Origin of the sequence: Arcobacter iocasae (genome assembly GCF_042214795.1) — a bacterium.
Taxonomy (GTDB): Bacteria; Campylobacterota; Campylobacteria; order Campylobacterales; family Arcobacteraceae; genus Arcobacter; species Arcobacter iocasae.
Window position 1 is genome coordinate 859,913 of record NZ_CP090177.1, and the last position, 22,138, is coordinate 882,050.

Genomic DNA, 22,138 nt, shown 5'->3' on the forward strand with positions numbered 1-22,138 from the left:
GTATTATAGATAATTAGAACTTAATTTTTTCTTATTATGATAACTATTATCAAAATATATTTATTTTCTACTTTCCTTTTATATATACTAGTTAAGCGAATTTCTATATCAATTTAGGTATAAATGTGCAATTAAAACTAATAAACATTACTATGATTAAAATTCGGAGAAATAATGAATTTACATGAGTATCAAGCAAAAAACTTATATAGAAAATATGATATCCCTACTACAAAAGGGAAACTTTTAACTCACCCCTCTCAACTAGATGATATATTAAGAAGTGTTGGAAAAAATAAGTGGGTAATCAAAGCACAAGTTCACGCTGGTGGAAGAGGAAAAGCTGGTGGAGTTGTTTTAGTTAATTCTAAAAAAGAAGCCAATGAAGAAGTAAGAAGATTACTTGGAAGTACTTTAGTAACGCACCAAACAAGTGCACAAGGACAAGCTGTAAACTCTATTTATATAGAAGAGCCTTGTGATATAAAAGATGAAATATACTTAGCCTTTATTGTTGATAGAACAAGTCAACGAATTATGATAATTACTTCTAGTGAAGGTGGTATGGATATTGAAGAAGTTGCTGAGAGATTTCCTGAAAAAATCCTAAGAAATCCAATAAATCCAATTGTGGGAATAATGCCAGCTCAATGTAGACAAATATGTGAAGACTTAGGTTTTGACAAAGACCTTAGTGCTCAAATGATAGATTTGATGAAAAATATTTATAAAATGTTTGTACAAAAAGATTTATCCCTAGTAGAAATAAATCCTTTAGTTGTAACAAAAAATAATAAACTTATTTGTTTAGATGGAAAAGTAGTAGTTGATAATTCAGCACTTTATAGACAGCCTAAAATGAATGAGATAAGAGATGATTCACAAGAAGATGAAAGAGAATTAAAAGCTGAAAAACTAGATTTAAATTATGTAAGTTTAGATGGGAATATTGCTTGTATGGTAAATGGTGCTGGTTTAGCAATGGCAACTATGGACTTAATCAAAACCCATGGAGGAGAGCCTGCAAACTTCCTTGATGTTGGTGGAAGTGTAAATGAAAAAAGAGTTATTGAAGCCTTTGAAATTATTCTTTCTGATACAAAAGTAAACGGTATTTTAGTAAATATTTTTGGTGGAATTGTAAGATGTGATATCATCGCTTCTGGTATTATTGGAGCAGCTGAAAAGATGAATATAAATATTCCTATTGTAGTAAGACTTGAGGGAACAAATGCAAAAGAGGGACTTGAGTTGATTAAAAATTCAAATGTAACTGTTTATGAAGAAGCAGACTTAGACAAAGCTGCAATTAAAATCATTGAATTATCAAATAAAGGAGTTAAATAATGGCTATTTTAATTGATAAAAATACAAAAGTATTAGTTCAAGGTTTAACAGGGGCTCAAGCTAGTTTTCACACTCAAAGAGCAATAGCTTATGGTACAAATGTAGTTTCAGGTGTAGTTCCAGGTAAAAGAGGTCAAAGACATTTTGACCTTCCTATTTACAACACAGTTGAATGTGCCAAAAGATTAACAGGAGCAAATGCTTCAATCATCTATGTTCCAGCACCTTTTTGTAAAGATGCAATTATAGAAGCTAGTGAAAATGGTATAGAGACAATTGTTTGTATAACAGAGGGAATACCTACAATTGACATGTTAGATATAAAAGCTGTTGTTGATTTAAATGGTTCAAGACTAATAGGTCCAAATTGTCCGGGAATAATAACTCCTGATCAATGTAAAATGGGAATTATGCCAGAGAACATTCATATGGCTGGAAGTGTTGGAATTGTTTCTCGTTCTGGAACACTAACCTATGAAGCTGTAAATCAATCAACATTGGCAGGATTTGGGCAAAGTACTTGTGTAGGTATTGGTGGAGATCCAGTTCCAGGAAGTGATTTTATAGATATTTTAAAAATGTTTGAAGAAGACCCTGATACAAAAGCAATCGTAATGATTGGAGAAATTGGTGGAGCAAAAGAAGAAGCTGCTGCTGAATACATCAAATACAACATTACTAAACCTGTTGTTTCTTACATCGCAGGAGTAACAGCTCCAAAAGGCAAAAGAATGGGACATGCAGGTGCAATTATTGATGGAGGAAAAGGAACAGCTGAAGAAAAATACTTAGCCCTAGAGAGAGCAGGAGTAACAACAGTTAGAACAATTACTGCCATTGGTGCTGCTTTAAAAGAAGTTCATCCTAAATAATAGTGAGTATTAAATGAAATTAACACAAGAACAAATCGAACAATTCCACAAAGATGGTTTTTTACTTATCAAGGATTTTGCACCACATGATTTATGTGAAAAAATCTTAGAAAAAGCAACTTATCATTTAGAAAATAAAATTAAACCAATAGAGACAGAATCTGAGTACTTAGAAGCCAATGATGAGACAAATACAGTAAGACGACTAAGACAAGTTTATCAAAGAGAAGATGTCTTTAAAGAGTGGATGACTTATAAAGAAACACTACCAATGCTTCAACAACTATTTGGCGAAGAGGTGGTTTTAACTTTAGCTCATCACAACTCTATAATGACAAAGATGCCAAAAGATTCATCAAGAACATCTTGGCATCAAGATAGAAGATATTGGCACTTTGAAAACAATGATTTGATTTCTATTTGGCTAAGTCTTGATGATGAATTTATAGAAAATGGACTTCTAGAATTTGTTCCAGGAAGTCATAAACTAAATCTTGAAAAAGATCAATTTGATGAAAAATCAAACTTTCTAGATGAACACCCTAAAAATATAGAGATAATCAAAAATAGAGTTCATACAAACCTAAAAAGAGGAGATATAGTTCTGTTTCACTGTAAAACTCTGCACCATGCAGGAAAAAACATAACAGACAAACCAAAAATCTCTTTTGTATATACAACAAGAGCAACAAGTAATAAACCTCTAAAAAATACAAGAAGTGATGTAGCAGAGGTAGTTCTTGGATAAATTAATAACACTTTTAGAAGAGAAAACATCTTTTTCTAAAAGTGTTATTCGAAATATTTTACAACTTCTTGATGATGGTTGTACTATTCCTTTTATTGCAAGATATAGAAAAGAACAAACTTCAAATACAAGTGATGAAGAGCTAAGAGTTTTTGAAGAGATTTATAATTATTCGCTAAAACTTTTAAAAAGAAAAGAGGAGATTTTAAATCTTCTACAAGAAAAAAACTTCTTAGATGATAAAATCAAAGCAAATATAAATAGTGCAACAACACTTCAAGCCCTAGAAGACATTTATACACCTTTTAAAGACAAAAAATCATCAAGAACTACAGTTGCTATACAAAATGGCTTAGAGCCTTTAGCAAACTTTATACAGTGTTTAAAATATTCTAAAAAAGAGTGCGAAGATAAAGCAAAATCATTTTTAAATAAAGAAGTCGAAACTGTAACTGATGCACTAAAAGGTGCAAGTGATATTATCGCCCAAAGATATGCAGATGACTTTAAATCAAAAGAGATAGTTAGAAACAATATTTTAAATCATGGGACACTTCAAACAAAGAGTACAAAAACATTCAATGAAAATGGTCTTTATAAAAACCTAGCAAATATAAATGAAAAAATAAAATATATAAAATCATATAGATTTTTAGCCATAAATAGAGCAACAAATGAAAAAGAACTAACTTTTAAAATAGAAGTTGATGAAGATTTTATTTGTGAAAATATAAAAAAATATAAAATCCCAACTTGGGCAAATAGTTCAAGTGAACTTGTATTTGATGCATACAAAGATGGGTTAAAAAGACTTCTTCTTCCTAGTTTAAGAAGAGAAGCTATAACAATCTTAAAAGAAAAAGCTTCATACGAAGCCATAAATCTTTTTGGGAAAAATCTAAAAGAGTTACTGCTTACTCCTCCACTTGTAAATCAAACTATTTTAGGACTAGACCCTGGATTTAGAACTGGTTGTAAAGTGGCAGTTATAAGTGATGATGGACTTTTTTTAGATAGTGCAGTTATTTATCCAACAAAACCAAAAGAAGACTTTGCTAACTCTGCTAAAACTCTGTTGGCTTTGATAAAAAAACACAAGGTAAACTCAATAGCCATAGGAAATGGAACAGCTTCAAATGAAACTGCCTCTTTTGTATCAAATTTTATAAAAGAGAACTCTTTAGATGTAAAATTTGCAGTTGTAAGTGAAATAGGAGCAAGTGTTTATTCTGCTTCAAAAATTGCCAATGAAGAGTACCCTCAACTTGATGTTACAATAAGAGGTGCTATTTCAATAGCAAGTAGACTAAGAGACCCAATGGCAGCCTTAGTTAAAATAGATCCAAAATCACTTGGTATCGGACAATATCAACACGATGTAAATCAAAAAGATTTGGCTTCAAAACTAGAAAATGTAACAATAGACTTAGTAAATAAAGTAGGCGTTGATATAAACTCAGCTTCATACAAACTTCTATCTTTTGTATCAGGTTTTAGTGAAACTATGGCAAAAAATATTATCGCTCACAGAGAAAAAATCAAAAAATTTAAATCAAAAAAAGAGCTACTAGATGTAAAAGGGATAGGCTCAAAAGCTTATGAACAAGGGGTGGGATTTTTAAGAATAAAAGATGGAAGTTCTATTTTGGATAATACTGCAATTCACCCAGAAAACTACGCACTTGTAAATACCTTAGAGAAAAAATACAAAATAGAAGATATACAAAAAAATGATATTGAAGATATAGCAAAAGAGCTAAACACTTCAAAACTTCTTTTAGAAGATATTATAAATGAGTTACAAAAACCAGGCTATGATGTAAGAAGTGAATTTGATGAAATAGAGTTTTCAGATGATATTAAAACAATAGAAGACCTAAAAGAGGGATTCTTCGTTTCAGGAATTGTACGAAATATCACAGACTTCGGAGCTTTTGTAGATATTGGTTTAAAAAATGACGGAATGATACACATCTCACAAATGAGCGAAAAAAGAATCTCCCATCCAAGCGAGATACTTAGCATAAACCAACAACTAAAAAAGATAAAAGTAATATCTATAGATTTAGAGAAAAATAAAGTGGGACTTAGTTTAAAATGATGATAAAGCCCTCTTCTATAATTTATACACATACTAATAAAAAATTAGAGATTATAAAAAGTTCAATTGCTCCATAATTTTACTCTAGTATAAAATATCAATAATTATTAATATATGGGTGTAACAATAATTGACAATATTAAAAAAATTAAAAAAATTTTGTACATGTAATTCCTTTATAAAATAAGATGTTAAACTTAATAAATTTTAGATTTCGAATATTAAAAACTCCTTAATTCTAAAAAATCACTTTTATAATATTAATACTGATACTTATTACTATAAAATATCGTTCGCGCTTGCGAATGCCAGTTAAAAATTAAACAGGTAATTATAAATATAAAGTTAAACAATAATCTATTAAATACCTTAAAAAGGGACTTAGTCTTAAATATAAACCGCACTTATCTAAGCAAACTCCATTCGCCTAAACGAATTAACTAAAATCCCCAAATAAGAGCTCAAACACACATATACTCGTGCTTTTTATTAATAATCAATTAACATAATAATCTTATACTTCCATTATAAATAAGCAATTATTAAAGGCATACATTATATGAGTATCACTCGAAGAAAATTTACTTACTTAGCTGGTATTAGCACCCTTCTTGCCACTCTACCATTATGGGCAAAAGAGAGTACTAAAATAACTCCTGCCTTATTTATAGGACATGGAACACCTATGAATGCCTTTGTCGAAAATAGATTTACTAAAGAGTGGGAAAAAATTGCTCGTATATTAAAAAAACCAAAAGCTATCTTAGTAGTTTCAGCACATTGGGAGACTATGTTTCCAGCTGTTAGTACAACTGCTAATCCTGAGACATTATATGATTATTATGGTTTTCCTGAATTTATGTATGAATTTAAATACCCAGCCCCTGGAGCTTCTAAAATTGCAAAACATGTTTCAGAGACATTCAAAGAAGAAGTATTTAACGATCCAATTAGAGGTTTAGACCATGGCGCTTGGACTGTATTATCAAGACTTTTCCCAAAAGCTGATGTTCCGGTATTTGAATTTAGCTTAGCCCAATCAATGACTCCAAAAGAGCACTTTTTATTAGCAAATGAGATGTATGAGTTAAGAAAACAAGGGGTCATGATAATAGGTTCAGGAAATATTGTTCATAATATTCCAAGTGCAAAAAGTGATACTATGCATGGTACTAGAGATGTAGTTCATGATTGGGCAAAAAGTTTTGATGAAAAAGTTGCTTCAAAAATTGATAGTGGTGATTATGAAGCTTTAATAAACTATGAAAATATGGGTAAAGATGCTCTGATGGCCGTTCCTACCCCTGAGCACTTTTTACCACTTTTATATGTTTTAGGATGTGTAAAAAAAGATGAACCATATAAATACTTTGCTAAGGGTTTTCAAGAAGGCTCTTTTTCTATGAGATCCATTTTATTCTCATAAAAAATTATTTAGCCATCTTCTCTTTATAAAGTTTGTGTGGGGTTGGTTTTTTATTAAAGTCAATTGTTACTAAAACTACTTCTTCAACTTGAACTATTACTTTATTTGTTGTTTTATTTCTAAGTTCACATTTCAATGTAATTGAAGTTTTTCCTACTCTTACTAGTTCAACTCCTGTAATTAAAATATCACCAATATTTGCAGCACTATTAAATACGACTTCTGATACTTTTGCAGTAGCAATTCTACTAGTATCTAATAAATTTGCAGCATAAACCATTGCATCTTGGTCAATCCAAGATAAAGCTGTCCCCCCAACTAAAATACCAGCCGCATTTAGATGAGGATAAGTTACCATTCTTTGTGTTGTATATTCCAATCTAAAACCTTTTTTCTTATTTTCGACTATTTTTTATAAAAACTTGATTAAACATAGACTAAAAATCAGCTGTATTTCGAAATGCTTTTTTAATGCTATGTAAAATTAGTATACTCGGAAGTAAAAAGGAGTATTCATGCAAAAGTTTTTATATATTACTGACCAAACAGAGTACAGTGATAATAGTTTTATTGGCCCTTTATTTGAGAAATACTTAACAAAACACTTTGAAATACATATCATTTATTTTTCTAAATATAAAGCATCTTTTGAAAGAAAATCTAATAATAAAATCATTATTCCCCTTGCAGATAAACTAAATGTTATAGATGTTTTAGGAAGAAATGGAATAGATTTAAAAGAGTATAAAATAGTAGCTGTAAGAAATGATACAAAAATATTAAAAGAAGTACTTAAAAAAAGAATTGTTTTTGATTATAAAGTTGCTTTTAGATTATCATTTCCAAAAAGAATTGCCAAGCTACAAATTGATGAAGCAAACAACAAAAAAAGCTATTTTGATATAATCTCAAATAAAATCAAACTTCACCAAGAAACATCATTAATAAATGATTGTGACTTATTTCTTCCAACAACTATAAAAATGAGAGATAACTATTTAAAAGATGTGAAAACAAAAACTTTTGTTATTCCTTCAGCTATTGATCCAGAAGTTTTACATGAAAATATACAACATGAAAGTGAAGAAAAAAGATTTTTTTATGCAGGAACTTTAGACAAATTAAGAGAGTTTGAAACAGTATTAGATGCCTTTTCTCAAATTGAAAGTAAAAGTTTTAAGATCATGATTTCGACAAAAGACCCAGAATATGCCCAAGAGTTATTGACTAAATATCCTAATTTAAGAGCAAATTTTGAATTAAGTAATGCCACATCAAAAGAGGAGTTATTAGATTTAATCGCTAAAGCTGATATTGGTTTATCGATTTTACCTGATATTGCCCTATTTAACACCTCAACACCTGTTAAAATCATGGATTATTATGCTTCTGCTGTTCCTTGTATTATGTCAAAAAATGATAACAATCTTTCTATTTTTGATGATAACAAAACAGCTTGGCTTTGTGATTTTGATAAAGAAGCAATTAAAGCAAAACTTGAAGAGATAATCTCTTTACCAAAAGAAGAGATTGCTCAAATTGGAGTTGATGGCCAAAAAAGACTTCTAGATATAAGAAATTATCAAAGAATCGCTGATGCTTTAGCTCATCAATTAAATATCTTATAAAAATATGCATTTTGCATATTTTTATAGTGCAAGTTCTTTTAAATAATCTGCAATTTTAGGAATATTATCTTTTCTACAAACTAAACAAGTGGGCATATCCCAAGCTTTCTTATTTAACTTCGAAATTTTAACTTCATCTTCAAATCTTAGTTTTTTCACAATACTTAAGGGTAGTATTGATTTTCCCATTCCAGCTTTTACACATCCTAAAATAGTATCATAACTACCAAACTCTAACTTTTTGTGCTCTACTTGGGTTAGTTCAAATAAATAATCTTGAGCAAAATCACTATATGCACACCCTTTTTTAAAACTCAAAAAGACATTTGGAACCAATTCATCAAAAGGTTCAACTAAAACTAATTCTTCATCAACTTTATTTAATACAAGGAGTTCATTTTCTTGAGGTATACCACTAATAAAAGCCATATCTACTTTATACTCCATTATCATTTTTTTGATTTCACCTGTGGTATTTGTGATAAGTTCTAATTGCGTATTTGGAAATTCCTTGTGTATATTTAATAAAAAGTTTACTATTCTTGTTACAGCATTTGATTCAGTTGAAGCAACGATTAGTTGCTCTTGCTTTAGCATATCTTTCATGTCTAAAGTTGCCAATTCAATTTTTTTTATAATCTCTACAGCATGGGGATAAAGTCTTTCTCCTTCATGTGTTAAAAGAACTCCAGCAGGAACCCTATGGAAAAGTTTGCACCCAAGATTTTTTTCCAATTGTTTTATTCTTGAAGTTACATTTGACTGGGCATATTTTAAACTATTTGCAGCTTTTGAAATAGACTTTTTATTGGCAACACTTACAAATACTTTTAATAAATTAGAATCCATATCACTTTTCCTTATATCACTAATCATGATTAATTATTTGACATAATATCATCTTTAGTGATATTATGTCAAAAACAAAGGAATAGAGTTTTGAAAAATATAAGACTTTTAGATAGAAATTCTAATGCCTCTATTATACTTGCAGGAATTCTTGCACTAATTATTGGAGTTGGTGTTGCTAGATTTGTTTTTACTTCACTACTTCCTCCTATGCTTGAAGATTATTTGACTGTAAGAGTTGCAGGAATTTTAGCATCAGTTAATTATATGGGGTATTTAGCTGGATCTATTTTTGCAGTATTTATAAAAGATATATATGCAAAAGTGAAGTTTTTTAGACTGGGTATGATTCTATGCGTTTTAACAACACTAATTTTAGCAACTACTCAAAATGAAACTTTATGGTTAGTCTCAAGGATAATTGCTGGATTTGGAGCCGCGATGGGCTTAGTTGTAGGTTCTGCAATTGTAATGTACAAACTAAAAATAGATAATAAAACAAAAGCCATGGGAATACATTTTTCAGGAATTGGTTTTTCTATATTAGTTACTGATTTAATTGTTCGTGCTGTGTTTTATTTCCATGGGACTTGGCAAGAAGCTTGGCTAGTTTTGACTATCTTTGCATTTTTTGCATCATTTTATCCAATGTATATATTATCATTTGGAAAAAGAATAAATACAGGAGTTGTGGAACATCACTTTGATAAAAAACTATTTACTCCTTTTGTGATACTTCTTATCATGGCATACTTTTGTGAAGGTATTGGTATGGTTGTACAGTCTACTTTTATACCTGATATCATTAACTCACTTGAAGGCTTACAAGGGTATGGAAATCTCACTTGGACTCTTGTTGGACTAGCTGGTATTCCTTCTTGTATTATTTGGATGAATTTAGCACACAAATATGGAAGTGTAAATATAATCATTATCTCTATGTTACTTCAAGTAATAGGTATATTAATTTCAGCCCTTACAAATAATATGTACTTAAACCTACTTTCTGGTATTTTATATGGAGGAACTTTTGTAGGTCTTGTTGCCTTGTTTATGAGCTTAGGAGGGAAACTAGCAGGTGCAAACCCAGTTATTCTTATGGGAGCACTTACAACTGCTTATGGAATAGGACAAGTTTTAGCACCACTTTATAGTGTTGCGTTAATAGAAAAATTTGGAAACTATGATTATGCACTTTATCTAACAGCTTTTATAGTTTTTGGAGGTGTTGTATTATTGTTTATTTCAAAAGTTTTTAAAATAGTAAAAGACTAGAGTAGATAGTTAAAGACAACTCGTTGTCTACTTTAGGGTTTGCAACTTTTAGGATTTATTATAAATCTTGCTAAAAGAAGTTATTAAATAAAGGTTCCCTTTAAAATGGGAACATTTTAAAGGATTAATATGCCGTATATAAATGTAAAAATGACCCATGAAGATGGAGGAGCTACAAAAGAGCAAAAAGAAAAACTTGTAAAAGGTATTACTGAACTTTTCTCTGATATTTTTGGAAGAGGAGCATCTAGTGCTGTTGTTCTTATAGAAGAAGTTTCAACTGATAATTATGCAATTGGTGGGAAAACAGTTACAACTATAAGAGAAGAGCAAAAAAAGAATTGATTTAAATCATACTCTTACTTTTAGCTTTTTGATAAGATTCATTTATTTCTTAATAAATGGATTAATATATGAAAAAGTTTTTTAAACAATTCAAAAAAGTAAATACAGAACCTATTGAAAGAGCTAATATTATTTGGTCTTGGATAGGTTCATTTATAGGTATTTTAGCTATCTCTTTATTTCATAGTGATATTCTAAATGACAATGACTTAACCTTAGTAATTGGTTCTTTTGGTGCAAGTGCTGTATTAGTTTATGGTGCAGTTAATTCTCCTCTTGCCCAACCTAGAAACCTCATTGGTGGACATATCTTATCTGCACTTATAGGAGTTATATCTTATAAACTATTCCATAACCATATACTGTTTTGTTCTGCTTTTGCAGTGGCAACTTCTATTTTGATTATGCAAGTAACTTTAACACTTCATCCTCCAGGAGGAGCCACAGCCCTTATTGCTGTAATTGGAAGTAATCAAATACATGACTTGGGATTTTTATATGTTTTATATCCTGTAGCTTCAGGAGCTTTTATTCTTTTTATAATTGCAGTAGTTGTGAATAATATCCCTGCACATAGACATTATCCACACTCATCTAAGATTTTTAATTCAAAGTGGTTTGCAGATGATTGATTAATCTTTTTTTACATAAACTTTAAATTTCCAAGCTGGGCTTTTTATTTTGCCACCTTCAATTATTGCTTCATAATCTTTTTGCTCAGCTAAATCCCAAGTAGAGAAATCAATCTCTTCAAGATAGGCATCTGCCTCACCAGAAAAATCAACTTCACTTAAATACATTTTATCAACATAGTCAAATAAAGTTTTATAAATAGTAGCCCCACCTATTATAAATAGTTCTTCCTCTCCTTTTTTTCTAGCAGAATTCAAAGCTTCATGTATATCGCAAAATGATTCTACACCCTCATATTCAAACCCACCCTTTGATAATACAAGTGAAGTTCTATTTGGAAGAGGTTTACCTATTGATTCAAAAGTTTTTCTTCCCATTAAAATATGGTGCCCTGAAGTTATAGATTTAAAGTTTTTAAAATCTTCAGAAATATGCCATAACATTTGGTTATTTAACCCTATTTCCCAATTGTTTCCGTAAGCCACTATCATTGATACTATCATACTGTATTCCTTTTAATTGGTTCCCAATAAAAAGGAACCATTTTTTATATATCTACTTTTTAATAAAGGAAATAAATTTCTTTTAAAAGTAACCTTGTGCTCGTCACTCTCTTTGAGAAAGTTCTAAAGAAGACAACGAGTTGCCTTTTGGCTATACAGCCATTACCCCTTTTATATGCTCGTGAGCTTCATAATTTGTAAGTTCGAAATCTTCCATTTTAAAATCAAAGATATTTTTAATATCTGGATTTATTTTCATAGTTGGTTTTGCAAATGGTTCTCTTGTAATTTGTAAGTTTGCTTGTTCTAAATGATTTGAATAAAGATGTGCATCTCCAAAAGTATGTACAAAATCCCCTACTTCTAAATCACAAACTTGTGCAACCATCATAGTCAATAATGCATAAGAAGCAATATTAAAAGGAACTCCTAAAAAGATATCTGCACTTCTTTGATAAAGTTGGCACGATAACTTACCATTTGCAACATAAAATTGAAAAAAAGTATGACAAGGAGGAAGTGCCATTTTTTCTATTTCTGCCACATTCCAAGCACTTAAAATAAGTCTTCTAGAATCAGGATTATTTTTGATTTGCTCTATTAATTCAGATACTTGATCAATAGCTTTCCCATCATTTGTTTTCCAACTTCTCCATTGGCTTCCATAAACAGGTCCTAACTCTTTTACAGTATCACTATTTTCATAACCTAAAGCAACACCTTGATTATCAGCATTTGCAGTCCAGACTGTTTTTTTGCCTATTATGTTTTCTGCCTTATCACCATAGTGAATTTCAGCCAATCTTCTCTCATCAGTAGAGCCTTCCAAAAACCAAAGTAGTTCAGAAATAATAGCTTTCAAATGACATTTTTTAGTAGTAACCAAAGGAAAACCTTCACTTAAATCAAATCTCATTTGATAACCAAATACAGATTTAGTTCCTGTTCCTGTTCTATCTTCTTTTAGTGTCCCATTTTCTAATACATGTTTCATCAAGTCTAAATATTGCTTCATTTCATTCCTTAAAAAAGTAGTATATTTACTACTGTATAATAAAGATTATTTTATCTAAGATTATATATTTTATTAATAAATTTGTTTAAAAGATGAGTAAATGTGTTAAAGAATAAGCAATATATAACATCAAACAACCAATTGCCAAATCTAAGATTTTCCATGTATTTGGATTTTTAAATAATGGTATTAAAAATCTTGCCCCAAATCCTAAAGCCAAAAACCAAGTAGCAGAAGCAAAAGAAGTTCCTAAAATAAAGTACAATTTTAAACTATCTTGAATATTTGCTCCAATTCCACCTATTAAAAAAACAGTATCCAAATAAACATGTGGATTTAGAAAAGTAAACATAAAAAGTAGAGAAAATACTTTTTTAATAGGGTCTGTTTTTATCTCATTATCTATTTTTAAACTCTCATTTTTAAAAGCAGATTTAAAAGAAGTAAAAGCATAAAAAACTAAAAAAGTTATACCAAAAATTGCCATAGCATTTATAAAATTTTGGTTTCCTTTGATAAAAAAACCTAAACCTAAAACACCTACAGTGATTAAAAGAATATCAGTTAAAATACAAAAAATCGTTGCTTTAAATACATGTTGTTTAAGAAGCCCAAGCTTTAGAATATAAGCATTTTGTGCACCAATTGCAACGATTAGAGGAAGACCAACAAAGTAGCCTTTGATAAATGTATCAAATTCCATTAGATATAGGTTTTAGCTAAATGAATGATTCCTGAAACTATAAATTGAATAGCAAGTGCTCCAACAATAAGTCCCATAAGTTTAGTTACAACATTTTGTCCTGTAACTCCCAAATATTTTTTGATATAAATTGAATTTTTCAATACCAAATAAAATAAAAAAGCATTAATACAAAAAGCAACTACAAGGGTAAAAAGTTCCATTGTATTTTCAACTTGGTTTTTAAAAATAATAATTGTAGTAAAAAGTCCAGCTCCAAAGGTAATTGGAATACCTATTGGAATAACTGCCATCTCTTCATCTTTTTTACTACTTCTTGTATCATCTTGAGTTTCACCTGAAGAACTACCTCTTACCATAGTAAGTGCCATCAATAATAGTACCAATCCACCCATAACTTGAAGTGAATCTTCACCTATACCAAATAGCTTTAAAACTAACTCTCCACTAATTAATACAACAAAAAATGCCACAACAATAGTAATACTTGTTTTTCTAGCGATTGTAGAAATTTGTGTTTTTGAAATATTTGGACTAAGAATTGATAAGGCAATTGCGCTTATTCCAATAGGATCAATTATTGCAAAAAAGGTAATACTTTGTTGTAAAAAATTTTGAAAAACTTCCAATTAATTCATTCCGCCTTTTAAAGTCATTTTTTTCTCTATTCTATGTCCTATAAAACTTAATATAGAAGTTATACAAAGATAAAGAAGTGCTACAATTATCCATGTCTCAAAAGGAGAAAAAGTATTTGAAACAATCTCTTTTCCTACCTTTGTTAAATCTGTAATAGAAATAACAGAAACCAATGACGAATCTTTTACTAAAGCAATCATTTCACCAATAAGTGTTGGCAATGCTCTTTTAAAAGCTTGAGGTAAAATTATATATCTCATAGCCTGAAAATTAGATATTCCCAAAGATTTTGAAGCTTCAAGTTGACCTTTATCAATAGATTGAATAGCTCCTCTTAGAATCTCTGCCATATATGCACCAAAGAATATACCTAAAGATAATACCCCTGCTACAAAACGATCAAATTCAAAAATATTTGCAACAATAAAATAAAATAAAAAGATTTGTACTAATAAAGGAGTACCCCTTACAATTGTTACATATACTGTTGCTAAATCTTTTATGAATACTATTGGGGATAGTTTCATAAAAGCAACAATAATACCAATAAAAAAAGTTAAAACAGCTGCAAAAAAGGATATTTTTAAAGTTATCCATAAACCATTTAAAATAGGTCCTGGTTTTGTAACTGTTTTTGAAGCAATATAATCGCCAGTGTATACATTTTCACCCACATTATATACAAATGAAAAACTACTATCTAACTTATCAAGAGTTACATTTTCATTACCCTTAATATAGTATTTACCATTATCTAATACTAGTTTTCCATCTATTGGGGCTTCTATTGTTATAGTATCTTTATACGCAAAATATTTTGGAACAGAATTCCACTTCCAAACATAATTAATATGTGAAGCTGCTGCATATAAAAAATATCCTAAAACAATAAATAAAGCTAAGGCAATAACATGCCCTAGCTTTTTATTTTGTGTCCATGATTCTCTTCTTGCCATGAGTTATTGAACTCTTTTTAGCCAAGTAGTATCTTTCAACCACTTATCATTAATTTGTCCATAAAAGTCAACTACTTTGTCACCTTTTATTTGTCTTAAGAAGTTATTTAACCAATTTAAGAAATCAGGGTCACCTTTTCTAATTGCCCATGCTAAAGGTTCAAAAGTCAATGGTTCATCTAAATGAACTAATTTCCCATTACCTTTATCTGCCATAAATAAAATATTATATGGTTGGTCATAAACAAAGGCAGCTGCATTATTGTTTAAAACTTCACTTACTGCATCTGCTTCAGTTTCGAAGGTAACAATTTTTGCTTTTTTATAGAATTTTCTTATTGCAATTTCAGCTGATGTTCCAAGTTTTGTTACAATTGTATATTCAGGTTTATCTAACTCTTTTGCAGATTTTATTTTACCTTCTAAAGACTTGTTCATTAATACAGTTTGTCCAACTACTAAATATGGATCTGCAAAATTAACTTTTAAATTTCTTTGTTGAGTAACTGTCATACCAGAGATTATAATATCACATTTTCCAGTTACAAGTGCTGCAATAATACCATCCCAAGCTGTAGGAAGAAGTTTTAATTTAACCCCCATTTCTTTAGCCATTAGTTGTGCTACATCCACATCATAACCGATAATTCTACCCTTTTTATCTTTCATTTCAAATGGCATATACCCAGGTTCTAAACAAACTTGAAGTTCACCTCTTTCTAAAACCTTATTCAATGTAGAATTTTTCCACAAGTTTATATCCGATGCTACTAGATTAACTGTAGCAAATACTAAAATAGCTAAAACCAATTTTTTCATTTTTATTCCTTTTTTAATGTGTTAAAATTTCGTTCAAGAATTTTTTTGCTCTATCGCTTTTTGGATTTTCAAAAAATTCTTTTGGGGTAGCTTCTTCTACTACAACTCCATGGTCCATAAATATAATCCTATCTCCAACTTCTTTTGCAAAACCCATTTCATGTGTTACACATACTATTGTAAAGTTTTCATGAGCTAGGTCTTTCATAACAGCTAAAACATCACCGATTGTTTCTGGATCTAGTGCAGATGTAGGTTCATCAAAAAGTATTATCTTAGGTTTCATCGCTAAACTTCTAGCGATAGCAACACGCTGTTTTTGCCCACCTGATAAATCTCCGGGATAAGAGTTTGCTTTATCTTCTAGTTTTACTTTTTTTAAAAGTTCCATTGCAATACTATTAGCTTCTTCTTTTTTAATATTTTTAACTAAACCAGGTGCTAATGTAATATTTTCCAGTATAGTTAAATGAGGGAAAAGATTAAAGTGCTGGAATACCATACCAACTTCACTTCTTATAGTTTGTAAATTCTTTTTACTTCCGTGAATATCAATGTTATCAACAAAAATTTCACCGCTATCTATCTCTTCCAAACCATTAATACATCGGATTAATGTTGATTTCCCTGAACCAGAAGGTCCACAAACAACAACAATTTCACCTTTTTTAACATTAAAATCAATTCCTTTTAAGACATGAAACTTGTCATAAAACTTATCGATTTTCTTCATACTTATAATATTATCCATCATCTCTCTTTAATTAGACTAAGACGATATCATAGCTAAATTTATTTTAACATTCCTATAGAGCATGTATATAATTTATACATAAAATAATCTTTTGCTTAAATAAACTATGGGTACAATGCAGATTTTATTTTAGGAGAATAATTGAATAAAAAACTATTAGAACTAAGAGCAGACTTTTTACTTTTAACTGTCGCTATTGCTTGGGGTGTGACTTTTTTGATGGTACAAGATGCCATAAAATCAGTACCTGTTTATGCATTTTTATTTTGGCGTTTTGGAATTGCTACTATTTTAATGGCAATAATTGCATATAAATATTTTGACAAATTAAATAAGCAAACTATACTTTATGGAGTTATTTTAGGTTGTTTTTTATTTTCTGCCTTTGCTACTCAAACCTTTGGATTAGCCTATACAAAAAGTTCAATAATAGCTTTTTTAACAGGACTAAATGTAATAATTGTACCTTTCTTAGCCTATGTTGTTTTTAAAGAGCATGTTAGAAAAATGGTTTTTATAAGTTCTCTAATAGCCGTTTGTGGTCTGTATTTATTAACTATGAGTGGAAGTTTATCACTTGGAAAAGGTGAAGTTTTAGGAATAATATGTGCTTTACTTTTTGCTTTACAAATACTCTTTACTGACAAATATTCAAAAAGAGTTAATGTATATCTCTTAGTATTGTTTCAATTTATTACTGTGACAATATTATCTTTAATTTTTTCACTTAGTTTAGATAGTGTAACTTTTGATTTGAATTTTAATAATACATTTTTAAAAGCACTAATAATCACTTCTATCTTTGCAACTGTTTATGCATTTTTGATTCAAACTTATATGCAACAGTTTACAACTCCTACAAAAACAGCAGTTATTTTTTCTATGGAACCTGTAAGTGCAGGTATTTATGGCTACTTTGTAGGAAATGAACTTTTAAGTTCAATCCAACTTTTTGGAGCTACCTTAATCATACTTGCCCTACTTTTAGCGGAAATCAAATTCAAAAAAAAATAATTTACTTTTAATTTACCTCATAGTTTTACAATTTCAATATAAATTTTATTTTGAAAAGGTAAAACATGTTAAGCAATCAGTTATTTGATATCAAAAGTATCCATGACTCATACAAAAAAGGTGTAACACCTAAAGATATTGTAACTGAGGTTTACAATAGAATTAAAAAAGTAAATGATGATGGAATATTTATTCATCTTCAGCCAATAGAAGATATATTTGCTCAAACTTCATCTTTAGAAAAGATGGACTTAGATAAAAAACCACTTTGGGGAATCCCTTTTACAGTAAAAGATAATATTGATGTAAAAGGTATTCCAACGACTGCTGCTTGTCCTGCATATGAATATATTGCAAAAGAAGATGCTTTTATAGTAAAAGTTTTAAAAGAAGCAGGTGCTGTTTGTATAGGAAAAACAAATCTAGACCAATTTGCAACTGGTTTAGTAGGAGTTAGAACTCCTTATGGAGCTCCTAAAAATGCCATTGATGAAAAAATAATTCCTGGTGGTTCTAGTTGTGGTTCTGCGGTTGCTGTTTCTCACCAACTATTTACATTCTCACTTGGAACTGATACAGCAGGTTCAGGAAGAATTCCAGCAGCACTTAATAACATAGTTGGATTAAAACCAACTTTGGGAGCTTTTTCAAAAAGAGGAGTAGTTCCTGCTTGTCTTACAGTTGATACTGTTTCAATTTTAGCTTTAAATATTGAAGATGCCTATGAGATTTTTGAAATTGCTAGTAAGCATGATGAAAAAGATCCTTACTCTAAAAAAAGACCTAAAAACAAATATAAAGATACACAAGATGTAGTTGTGGCTATTCCAAATAGCCAATCACAAATCTTTATTGATGACGAAATTCAAAGAAAATCATACGAAGAGACAATCTCTCTTATCAAAGAAAAAGGTTTTAAAACTATTGAAATAGATTTAAAACCTTTCTTTGAAGTTGCCCAACTTTTATATGAAGGTACTTGGTTGGCTGAAAGATACACTGTAATTGGAGATATGATAAAAAATCAACCAAATGACATCTTAGATATCACAAGAAATCTAATCAAAAAAGCAGAAACATTTTCAGCAAGTGATGTTTATAGAGATATTTATAGATTTAATGAACTTAAAAAAGAGATTGAACCAGTGTTAGAACAGTTTGACATCTTATGTTTACCTTCAATGCCAAGAGTTGCAAGTGTTAAAGAGATAGAAGAAGATCCAATAAAAGCAAACTCTAGACTTGGTATTTATACAAACTTTGTAAATCTATTAGACCTAAGTGCCATAGCAATTCCTGTAAATAAAAGAGAAGATGGTTTTCCAGGAGGAGTTACAATTATTGCAAATGCCTTTGAAGAACTGATGCTTGCAAAGTTTGCAAAATATATTCAAAAAGACATGAGTCTAACTTATGGAAATAGTAAGGTTGAAGTAAAACTAAGTGACGATGATACTTTTGGCGTAACTTACGATGAAATAGAAGTTGCTGTTGTAGGAGCACACCTTAGAGGAATGCCCTTAAATAAAGACTTATTAAAATTAAATTCAAGATTTTTATATGAAACAAAAACAACTCTAAATTACAAACTTTTTAAACTTGAAGGTGAAGAGATACTAAAACCTGGGCTTATTCAAGATGAAAATGGAGTTTCTATTGAACTTGAAGTGTGGGCAATACCAATTGAAAATTTAGGAGAGTTTGAAAGAACTATTCCAAAACCCTTATGCATAGGTTCAATTGAATTAGAAAATAAAAAAACTGTAAAAGGTTTTTTATGTGAAGCAAGTGCCTTAATTGGTGCAAAAGATATTTCAAGTTTTGGTGGCTGGAAAGCTTTTTTAAATTCAAATCAAATTAAAGGATAAAAAATGGAAAGAAGAGATTTTATGAGAATAGCAGGTGCTGCTTCAATACTGCCTTTTTTAAGATATTTACCAACTGAAGCAAATGCAGCAACTGGAAGCAATGGTGTTTTAGTAGTTGTTAGTGGAAACAATATCAATAGTTTAGATTTACATAGAAAAGGTACAAATAGACCTAGTTATCAAGTTACTGTAAATATTTATGACAGACTTGTAAAATTTGGAGTTAAAACTCTTCCTGATGGCTCATATGCATATGATTCTACAAAAATAGAACCAGAGATTGCGCAGTCTTGGGAGTTTTCAGATGATAAAAAATCAATTACTTTTAAAATCAATCCAAAAGCAAAATTTTGGGATGGCACACCAGTTACTGCACATGATGTAAAATGGTCATTTGATAGAGCTGTTACTTTAGGTGGTTTTCCAACTGTACAGATGAAAGCTGGTTCTATGTCAGATCCTAAACAGTTTGTTGTTGTTGATGATATGACATTTAGAATTGATTTACCATTTCCTTCTAAATTAACACTTCCTGATTTAGCTGTTCCAATTCCTTTTATTATTAATTCAAAAGTTGCTAAAGCAAATGCTACTGCAAATGATCCTTGGGCTACAGAGTATTTGCATAAAACTCCTGCAGGTTCTGGACCATACAAAATCTTAAGATGGGATCCGGGTCAACAATTTGTTTACCAAAGAAATGAAGATTATGCAATAGCTCCAAAACCTGCAATAAAAAGAGTAATAGTAAGAGAAGTACCATCAGCTTCAACTAGACGAGCATTATTAGAGAGAAAAGATGCAGACCTTTATACAAATGTTCCTCCAAAAGATGTAAAAGAGTTCAAAGAAGGGGGTAAAATAAAAGTCTCTGGTGCTCCTATTGATAACTGTATGCATGTTTTAGGATTAAATGTAAAATATAAACCTTTTGATAATAAAAAAGTTAGACAAGCTATTGCTTATGCTATTCCTTATGAAGAGATTTTATCATCAGCTGCTTATGGAAGAGGAAAACCTATGTTTGGAGCAAGTAGTAAAACTCCATCAAATATTGTATGGCCTCAACCATCACCTTATAGTACAAATATCAAAAAAGCTAAAAAGCTATTAGAAGAAGCTGGTTTTAAAGATGGTTTTGAAACAACACTTTCTTATAATTTAGGTCTTGCATCATGGCAAGAACCAACTGCACTTCTAATCCAAGAAGCACTGAAAAAAATAGGTATAAAAGTTAAACTAGACAAAATTCCAGGAGCAAATTGGAGAACAGCAGCACTAGTTGAAAAAAGACTTCCTATGCACTTAGAAAACTTTGGTGGATGGTTGAATTATCCTGATTATTATTTCTTCTGGGCATACAAATATGGTCACTTATTCAATTCTTCAAATTACAAAAATGAAAAAATTGAAAAGCTTACAGATGAAACACTTCATATGGAAGTTGATAATCCAAAATATGAAGGAATGATTAAAGAGATGATTGAAATCGTTTATGATGATGTTCCACGAATCCCATTATACCAACCATATCTAGACGCAGCAATGCAAAAAAATATTGATGGCTATGCTTCATGGTTCCATAGACAGCTTGATTGTACAACCATTACAAAATCATGAAAAATAAAGTAACTCAAATATTAAATAGATTGTTTCAATCAATCCCTTCGATTATAGGTATTGTAATAATCTCTTTTTTATTAACACGAGCGCTTCCAGGTGACCCAGCAGTTTATTTTGCTGGGGCTATGGCAGATAAAGAATCTATTGAGCAAGTACGGGTTTCCTTGGGTTTAGATAAAGGCATTGTTGAACAATTCTTTATCTATGTGCAAAATCTTTCCCATGGGAATTTAGGTATGTCTTTAAATACAGGACTACCTGTTCTAGAAGAGTTAACTACTAGACTTCCAGCATCTTTGGAATTGACTTTTTTAGGTCTTAGTTTTGCTTTGATAATTGCAATTCCTTTGGGAATATTGTCAGCTACTAAACCTGGAACTTGGATTGACCATTTAACTAGAGTATTAGTTACTATGGGGGTATCTTTGCCTACATTTTTTACTGGTCTTTTTTTAATATATATTTTTTATTATCTATTAGGAATAGCACCCTCACCTATTGGGCGATTGGAGATTATGTATTTATCACCTCCTCATGTTACAGGATTTTATACTATTGATTCTTTACTTGCAAATGATATGGAAACATTTTGGGCAAGTGTAAGACAGCTAATGTTACCTGCAATTACACTAGGAATATTTGCTCTAGCACCAATTGCTAGGATGACAAGAGCTTCCATGTTAAATGCTTTGTCAAGTGATTTTATAAGAACTGCAAGAGCAAATGGTCTGCCAAGAAGTAAGATACTAATAACTTATGCCCTTAGAAACTCTTTATTATCAATACTTACAACCCTAGGAATGGTTTTCTCATTTCTTTTAGGTGCAAATGTATTGGTTGAAAAAGTATTTTCTTGGCCTGGGATTGGTTCTTTTGCTATTGAAGCACTTGTGGCTTCTGATTATGCAGCGGTTCAAGGTTTTGTACTTACTATGGCTTTACTTTTTGTTGTAGTAAATTTAACTATTGACATAATTTTAACTCTTATTGACCCCCGTGTCTCTATAGATAATTAGGAAA

At 30.2% G+C, this 22,138-nt stretch carries 22 protein-coding genes; 13 read left to right on the forward strand and 9 right to left on the reverse strand.

The genetic code is table 11. The annotated features are described in order from the left end of the window. The first annotated feature begins 174 nt into the window (after positions 1–174). The 5 genes from sucC to ygiD all read left to right on the forward strand — a co-directional run bounded on the left by sucC (position 175) and on the right by ygiD (position 6,494). On the forward strand, positions 175–1,347 hold the full coding sequence (gene sucC / locus LXN10_RS04355; protein WP_375724678.1) for an ADP-forming succinate--CoA ligase subunit beta: 1,173 nt from the start codon (positions 175–177) through the stop codon (positions 1,345–1,347). Beyond that, on the forward strand, positions 1,347–2,219 hold the full coding sequence (sucD, locus tag LXN10_RS04360) for a succinate--CoA ligase subunit alpha (RefSeq protein WP_375724679.1): 873 nt from the start codon (positions 1,347–1,349) through the stop codon (positions 2,217–2,219). Before sucC ends, sucD begins: the two co-directional genes overlap by 1 nt. 13 nt (positions 2,220–2,232) lie before the next feature. After that, the gene (locus LXN10_RS04365; RefSeq protein WP_375724680.1) at positions 2,233–2,967 is read left to right on the forward strand and encodes a phytanoyl-CoA dioxygenase family protein; all 735 of its coding nucleotides are present in this window, start codon (positions 2,233–2,235) and stop codon (positions 2,965–2,967) included. Continuing rightward, positions 2,960–5,068 (forward strand): helix-hairpin-helix domain-containing protein, encoded by a 2,109-nt coding sequence (locus tag LXN10_RS04370; RefSeq protein ID WP_375724681.1) that lies wholly within the window; start codon positions 2,960–2,962, stop codon positions 5,066–5,068. Before LXN10_RS04365 ends, LXN10_RS04370 begins: the two co-directional genes overlap by 8 nt. A 559-nt stretch (positions 5,069–5,627) precedes the next feature. Further along, on the forward strand, positions 5,628–6,494 hold the full coding sequence (ygiD, locus tag LXN10_RS04375; RefSeq protein ID WP_375724682.1) for a 4,5-DOPA dioxygenase extradiol: 867 nt from the start codon (positions 5,628–5,630) through the stop codon (positions 6,492–6,494). Between the two features lie 4 nt (positions 6,495–6,498). On the opposite strand, the gene LXN10_RS04380 is transcribed toward ygiD, so the two are convergent. Further along, positions 6,499–6,873: an acyl-CoA thioesterase gene (locus LXN10_RS04380; RefSeq protein ID WP_129099635.1), complete on the reverse strand. Its 375-nt coding sequence runs from the start codon at positions 6,871–6,873 to the stop codon at positions 6,499–6,501. A 136-nt stretch (positions 6,874–7,009) separates the two neighbouring features. Between LXN10_RS04380 and LXN10_RS04385 the strand changes: the two genes are divergently transcribed. Beyond that, positions 7,010–8,122, forward strand: coding sequence for a glycosyltransferase (locus LXN10_RS04385; RefSeq protein ID WP_375724683.1), 1,113 nt, complete (start codon positions 7,010–7,012; stop codon positions 8,120–8,122). 21 nt (positions 8,123–8,143) lie between these two features. Here LXN10_RS04385 and LXN10_RS04390 read toward each other — a convergent pair whose 3' ends face one another. Continuing rightward, complete coding sequence (locus LXN10_RS04390) at positions 8,144–8,971, reverse strand: LysR family transcriptional regulator (protein WP_375724684.1); 828 nt, start codon at positions 8,969–8,971, stop codon at positions 8,144–8,146. 90 nt (positions 8,972–9,061) lie between these two features. Here LXN10_RS04390 and LXN10_RS04395 point away from each other — a divergent pair, with 90 nt between their 5' ends. The 3 genes from LXN10_RS04395 to LXN10_RS04405 all read left to right on the forward strand — a co-directional run bounded on the left by LXN10_RS04395 (position 9,062) and on the right by LXN10_RS04405 (position 11,223). After that, positions 9,062–10,246, forward strand: coding sequence for a YbfB/YjiJ family MFS transporter (locus LXN10_RS04395; protein ID WP_375724685.1), 1,185 nt, complete (start codon positions 9,062–9,064; stop codon positions 10,244–10,246). Positions 10,247–10,375: 129 nt separating this feature from the next. Next, positions 10,376–10,591 (forward strand): tautomerase family protein, encoded by a 216-nt coding sequence (locus LXN10_RS04400; protein WP_375724686.1) that lies wholly within the window; start codon positions 10,376–10,378, stop codon positions 10,589–10,591. A 68-nt stretch (positions 10,592–10,659) separates the two neighbouring features. After that, on the forward strand, positions 10,660–11,223 hold the full coding sequence (locus tag LXN10_RS04405; protein WP_375724687.1) for an HPP family protein: 564 nt from the start codon (positions 10,660–10,662) through the stop codon (positions 11,221–11,223). On the opposite strand, the gene LXN10_RS04410 is transcribed toward LXN10_RS04405, so the two are convergent. The 7 genes from LXN10_RS04410 to LXN10_RS04440 all read right to left on the reverse strand — a co-directional run bounded on the left by LXN10_RS04410 (position 11,224) and on the right by LXN10_RS04440 (position 16,613). Then, the gene (locus LXN10_RS04410; protein ID WP_375724688.1) at positions 11,224–11,727 is read right to left on the reverse strand and encodes a dihydrofolate reductase; all 504 of its coding nucleotides are present in this window, start codon (positions 11,725–11,727) and stop codon (positions 11,224–11,226) included. It lies immediately after the preceding gene. Between the two features lie 151 nt (positions 11,728–11,878). After that, positions 11,879–12,742, reverse strand: coding sequence for a thymidylate synthase (locus LXN10_RS04415; RefSeq protein ID WP_375724689.1), 864 nt, complete (start codon positions 12,740–12,742; stop codon positions 11,879–11,881). Between the two features lie 85 nt (positions 12,743–12,827). After that, positions 12,828–13,445 (reverse strand): LysE/ArgO family amino acid transporter, encoded by a 618-nt coding sequence (locus LXN10_RS04420; RefSeq protein ID WP_375724690.1) that lies wholly within the window; start codon positions 13,443–13,445, stop codon positions 12,828–12,830. Continuing rightward, the gene (locus tag LXN10_RS04425; protein WP_375724691.1) at positions 13,445–14,074 is read right to left on the reverse strand and encodes a MarC family protein; all 630 of its coding nucleotides are present in this window, start codon (positions 14,072–14,074) and stop codon (positions 13,445–13,447) included. The genes LXN10_RS04420 and LXN10_RS04425 overlap by 1 nt, the downstream gene beginning before the upstream one ends. Then, positions 14,075–15,040 carry an amino acid ABC transporter permease gene (locus tag LXN10_RS04430; RefSeq protein WP_375724692.1) on the reverse strand — a complete coding sequence of 322 codons (966 nt, stop codon included), beginning with the start codon at positions 15,038–15,040 and terminating at the stop codon, positions 14,075–14,077. Positions 15,041–15,043: 3 nt separating this feature from the next. Continuing rightward, the gene (locus LXN10_RS04435; RefSeq protein WP_375724693.1) at positions 15,044–15,859 is read right to left on the reverse strand and encodes a transporter substrate-binding domain-containing protein; all 816 of its coding nucleotides are present in this window, start codon (positions 15,857–15,859) and stop codon (positions 15,044–15,046) included. Positions 15,860–15,872: 13 nt separating this feature from the next. After that, positions 15,873–16,613 (reverse strand): amino acid ABC transporter ATP-binding protein, encoded by a 741-nt coding sequence (locus LXN10_RS04440; RefSeq protein WP_434056570.1) that lies wholly within the window; start codon positions 16,611–16,613, stop codon positions 15,873–15,875. Positions 16,614–16,754: 141 nt separating this feature from the next. On the opposite strand from LXN10_RS04440, the gene LXN10_RS04445 reads away from it, so the two are divergent. From LXN10_RS04445 to LXN10_RS04460, 4 genes are all read left to right on the forward strand, one after another. Continuing rightward, a complete protein-coding gene (locus LXN10_RS04445) occupies positions 16,755–17,627 on the forward strand; it encodes a DMT family transporter (RefSeq protein WP_375724694.1) in 873 nt (290 codons plus the stop codon). A gap of 65 nt (positions 17,628–17,692) precedes the next feature. Further along, the gene (gene atzF, locus LXN10_RS04450) at positions 17,693–19,495 is read left to right on the forward strand and encodes an allophanate hydrolase (RefSeq protein WP_375724695.1); all 1,803 of its coding nucleotides are present in this window, start codon (positions 17,693–17,695) and stop codon (positions 19,493–19,495) included. 3 nt (positions 19,496–19,498) lie between these two features. Further along, positions 19,499–21,115, forward strand: a complete 1,617-nt coding sequence (locus LXN10_RS04455) for an ABC transporter substrate-binding protein (RefSeq protein ID WP_375724696.1) — start codon at positions 19,499–19,501, stop codon at positions 21,113–21,115. Further along, the gene (locus tag LXN10_RS04460) at positions 21,112–22,134 is read left to right on the forward strand and encodes an ABC transporter permease (protein WP_375724697.1); all 1,023 of its coding nucleotides are present in this window, start codon (positions 21,112–21,114) and stop codon (positions 22,132–22,134) included. The genes LXN10_RS04455 and LXN10_RS04460 overlap by 4 nt, the downstream gene beginning before the upstream one ends. Positions 22,135–22,138: the final 4 nt, after the last annotated feature.

Bases quoted from the DNA above. Each gene is read 5' to 3' on its own strand.
- LXN10_RS04400 (WP_375724686.1), top strand. From the start codon at position 10,376: ATGCCGTATATAAATGTAAAAATGACCCATGAAGATGGAGGAGCTACA.
- sucD (WP_375724679.1), top strand. From the start codon at position 1,347: ATGGCTATTTTAATTGATAAAAATACAAAAGTATTAGTTCAAGGTTTA.
- LXN10_RS04455 (WP_375724696.1), top strand. From the start codon at position 19,499: ATGGAAAGAAGAGATTTTATGAGAATAGCAGGTGCTGCTTCAATACTG.
- LXN10_RS04390 (WP_375724684.1), bottom strand. From the start codon at position 8,971: ATGGATTCTAATTTATTAAAAGTATTTGTAAGTGTTGCCAATAAAAAG.
- LXN10_RS04430 (WP_375724692.1), bottom strand. From the start codon at position 15,040: ATGGCAAGAAGAGAATCATGGACACAAAATAAAAAGCTAGGGCATGTT.
- LXN10_RS04420 (WP_375724690.1), bottom strand. From the start codon at position 13,445: ATGGAATTTGATACATTTATCAAAGGCTACTTTGTTGGTCTTCCTCTA.
- LXN10_RS04435 (WP_375724693.1), bottom strand. From the start codon at position 15,859: ATGAAAAAATTGGTTTTAGCTATTTTAGTATTTGCTACAGTTAATCTA.
- LXN10_RS04365 (WP_375724680.1), top strand. From the start codon at position 2,233: ATGAAATTAACACAAGAACAAATCGAACAATTCCACAAAGATGGTTTT.
- LXN10_RS04460 (WP_375724697.1), top strand. From the start codon at position 21,112: ATGAAAAATAAAGTAACTCAAATATTAAATAGATTGTTTCAATCAATC.
- LXN10_RS04440 (WP_434056570.1), bottom strand. From the start codon at position 16,613: ATGATGGATAATATTATAAGTATGAAGAAAATCGATAAGTTTTATGAC.
- LXN10_RS04415 (WP_375724689.1), bottom strand. From the start codon at position 12,742: ATGAAGCAATATTTAGACTTGATGAAACATGTATTAGAAAATGGGACA.
- atzF (WP_375724695.1), top strand. From the start codon at position 17,693: ATGTTAAGCAATCAGTTATTTGATATCAAAAGTATCCATGACTCATAC.
- ygiD (WP_375724682.1), top strand. From the start codon at position 5,628: ATGAGTATCACTCGAAGAAAATTTACTTACTTAGCTGGTATTAGCACC.
- LXN10_RS04410 (WP_375724688.1), bottom strand. From the start codon at position 11,727: ATGATAGTATCAATGATAGTGGCTTACGGAAACAATTGGGAAATAGGG.
- LXN10_RS04405 (WP_375724687.1), top strand. From the start codon at position 10,660: ATGAAAAAGTTTTTTAAACAATTCAAAAAAGTAAATACAGAACCTATT.
- sucC (WP_375724678.1), top strand. From the start codon at position 175: ATGAATTTACATGAGTATCAAGCAAAAAACTTATATAGAAAATATGAT.
- LXN10_RS04385 (WP_375724683.1), top strand. From the start codon at position 7,010: ATGCAAAAGTTTTTATATATTACTGACCAAACAGAGTACAGTGATAAT.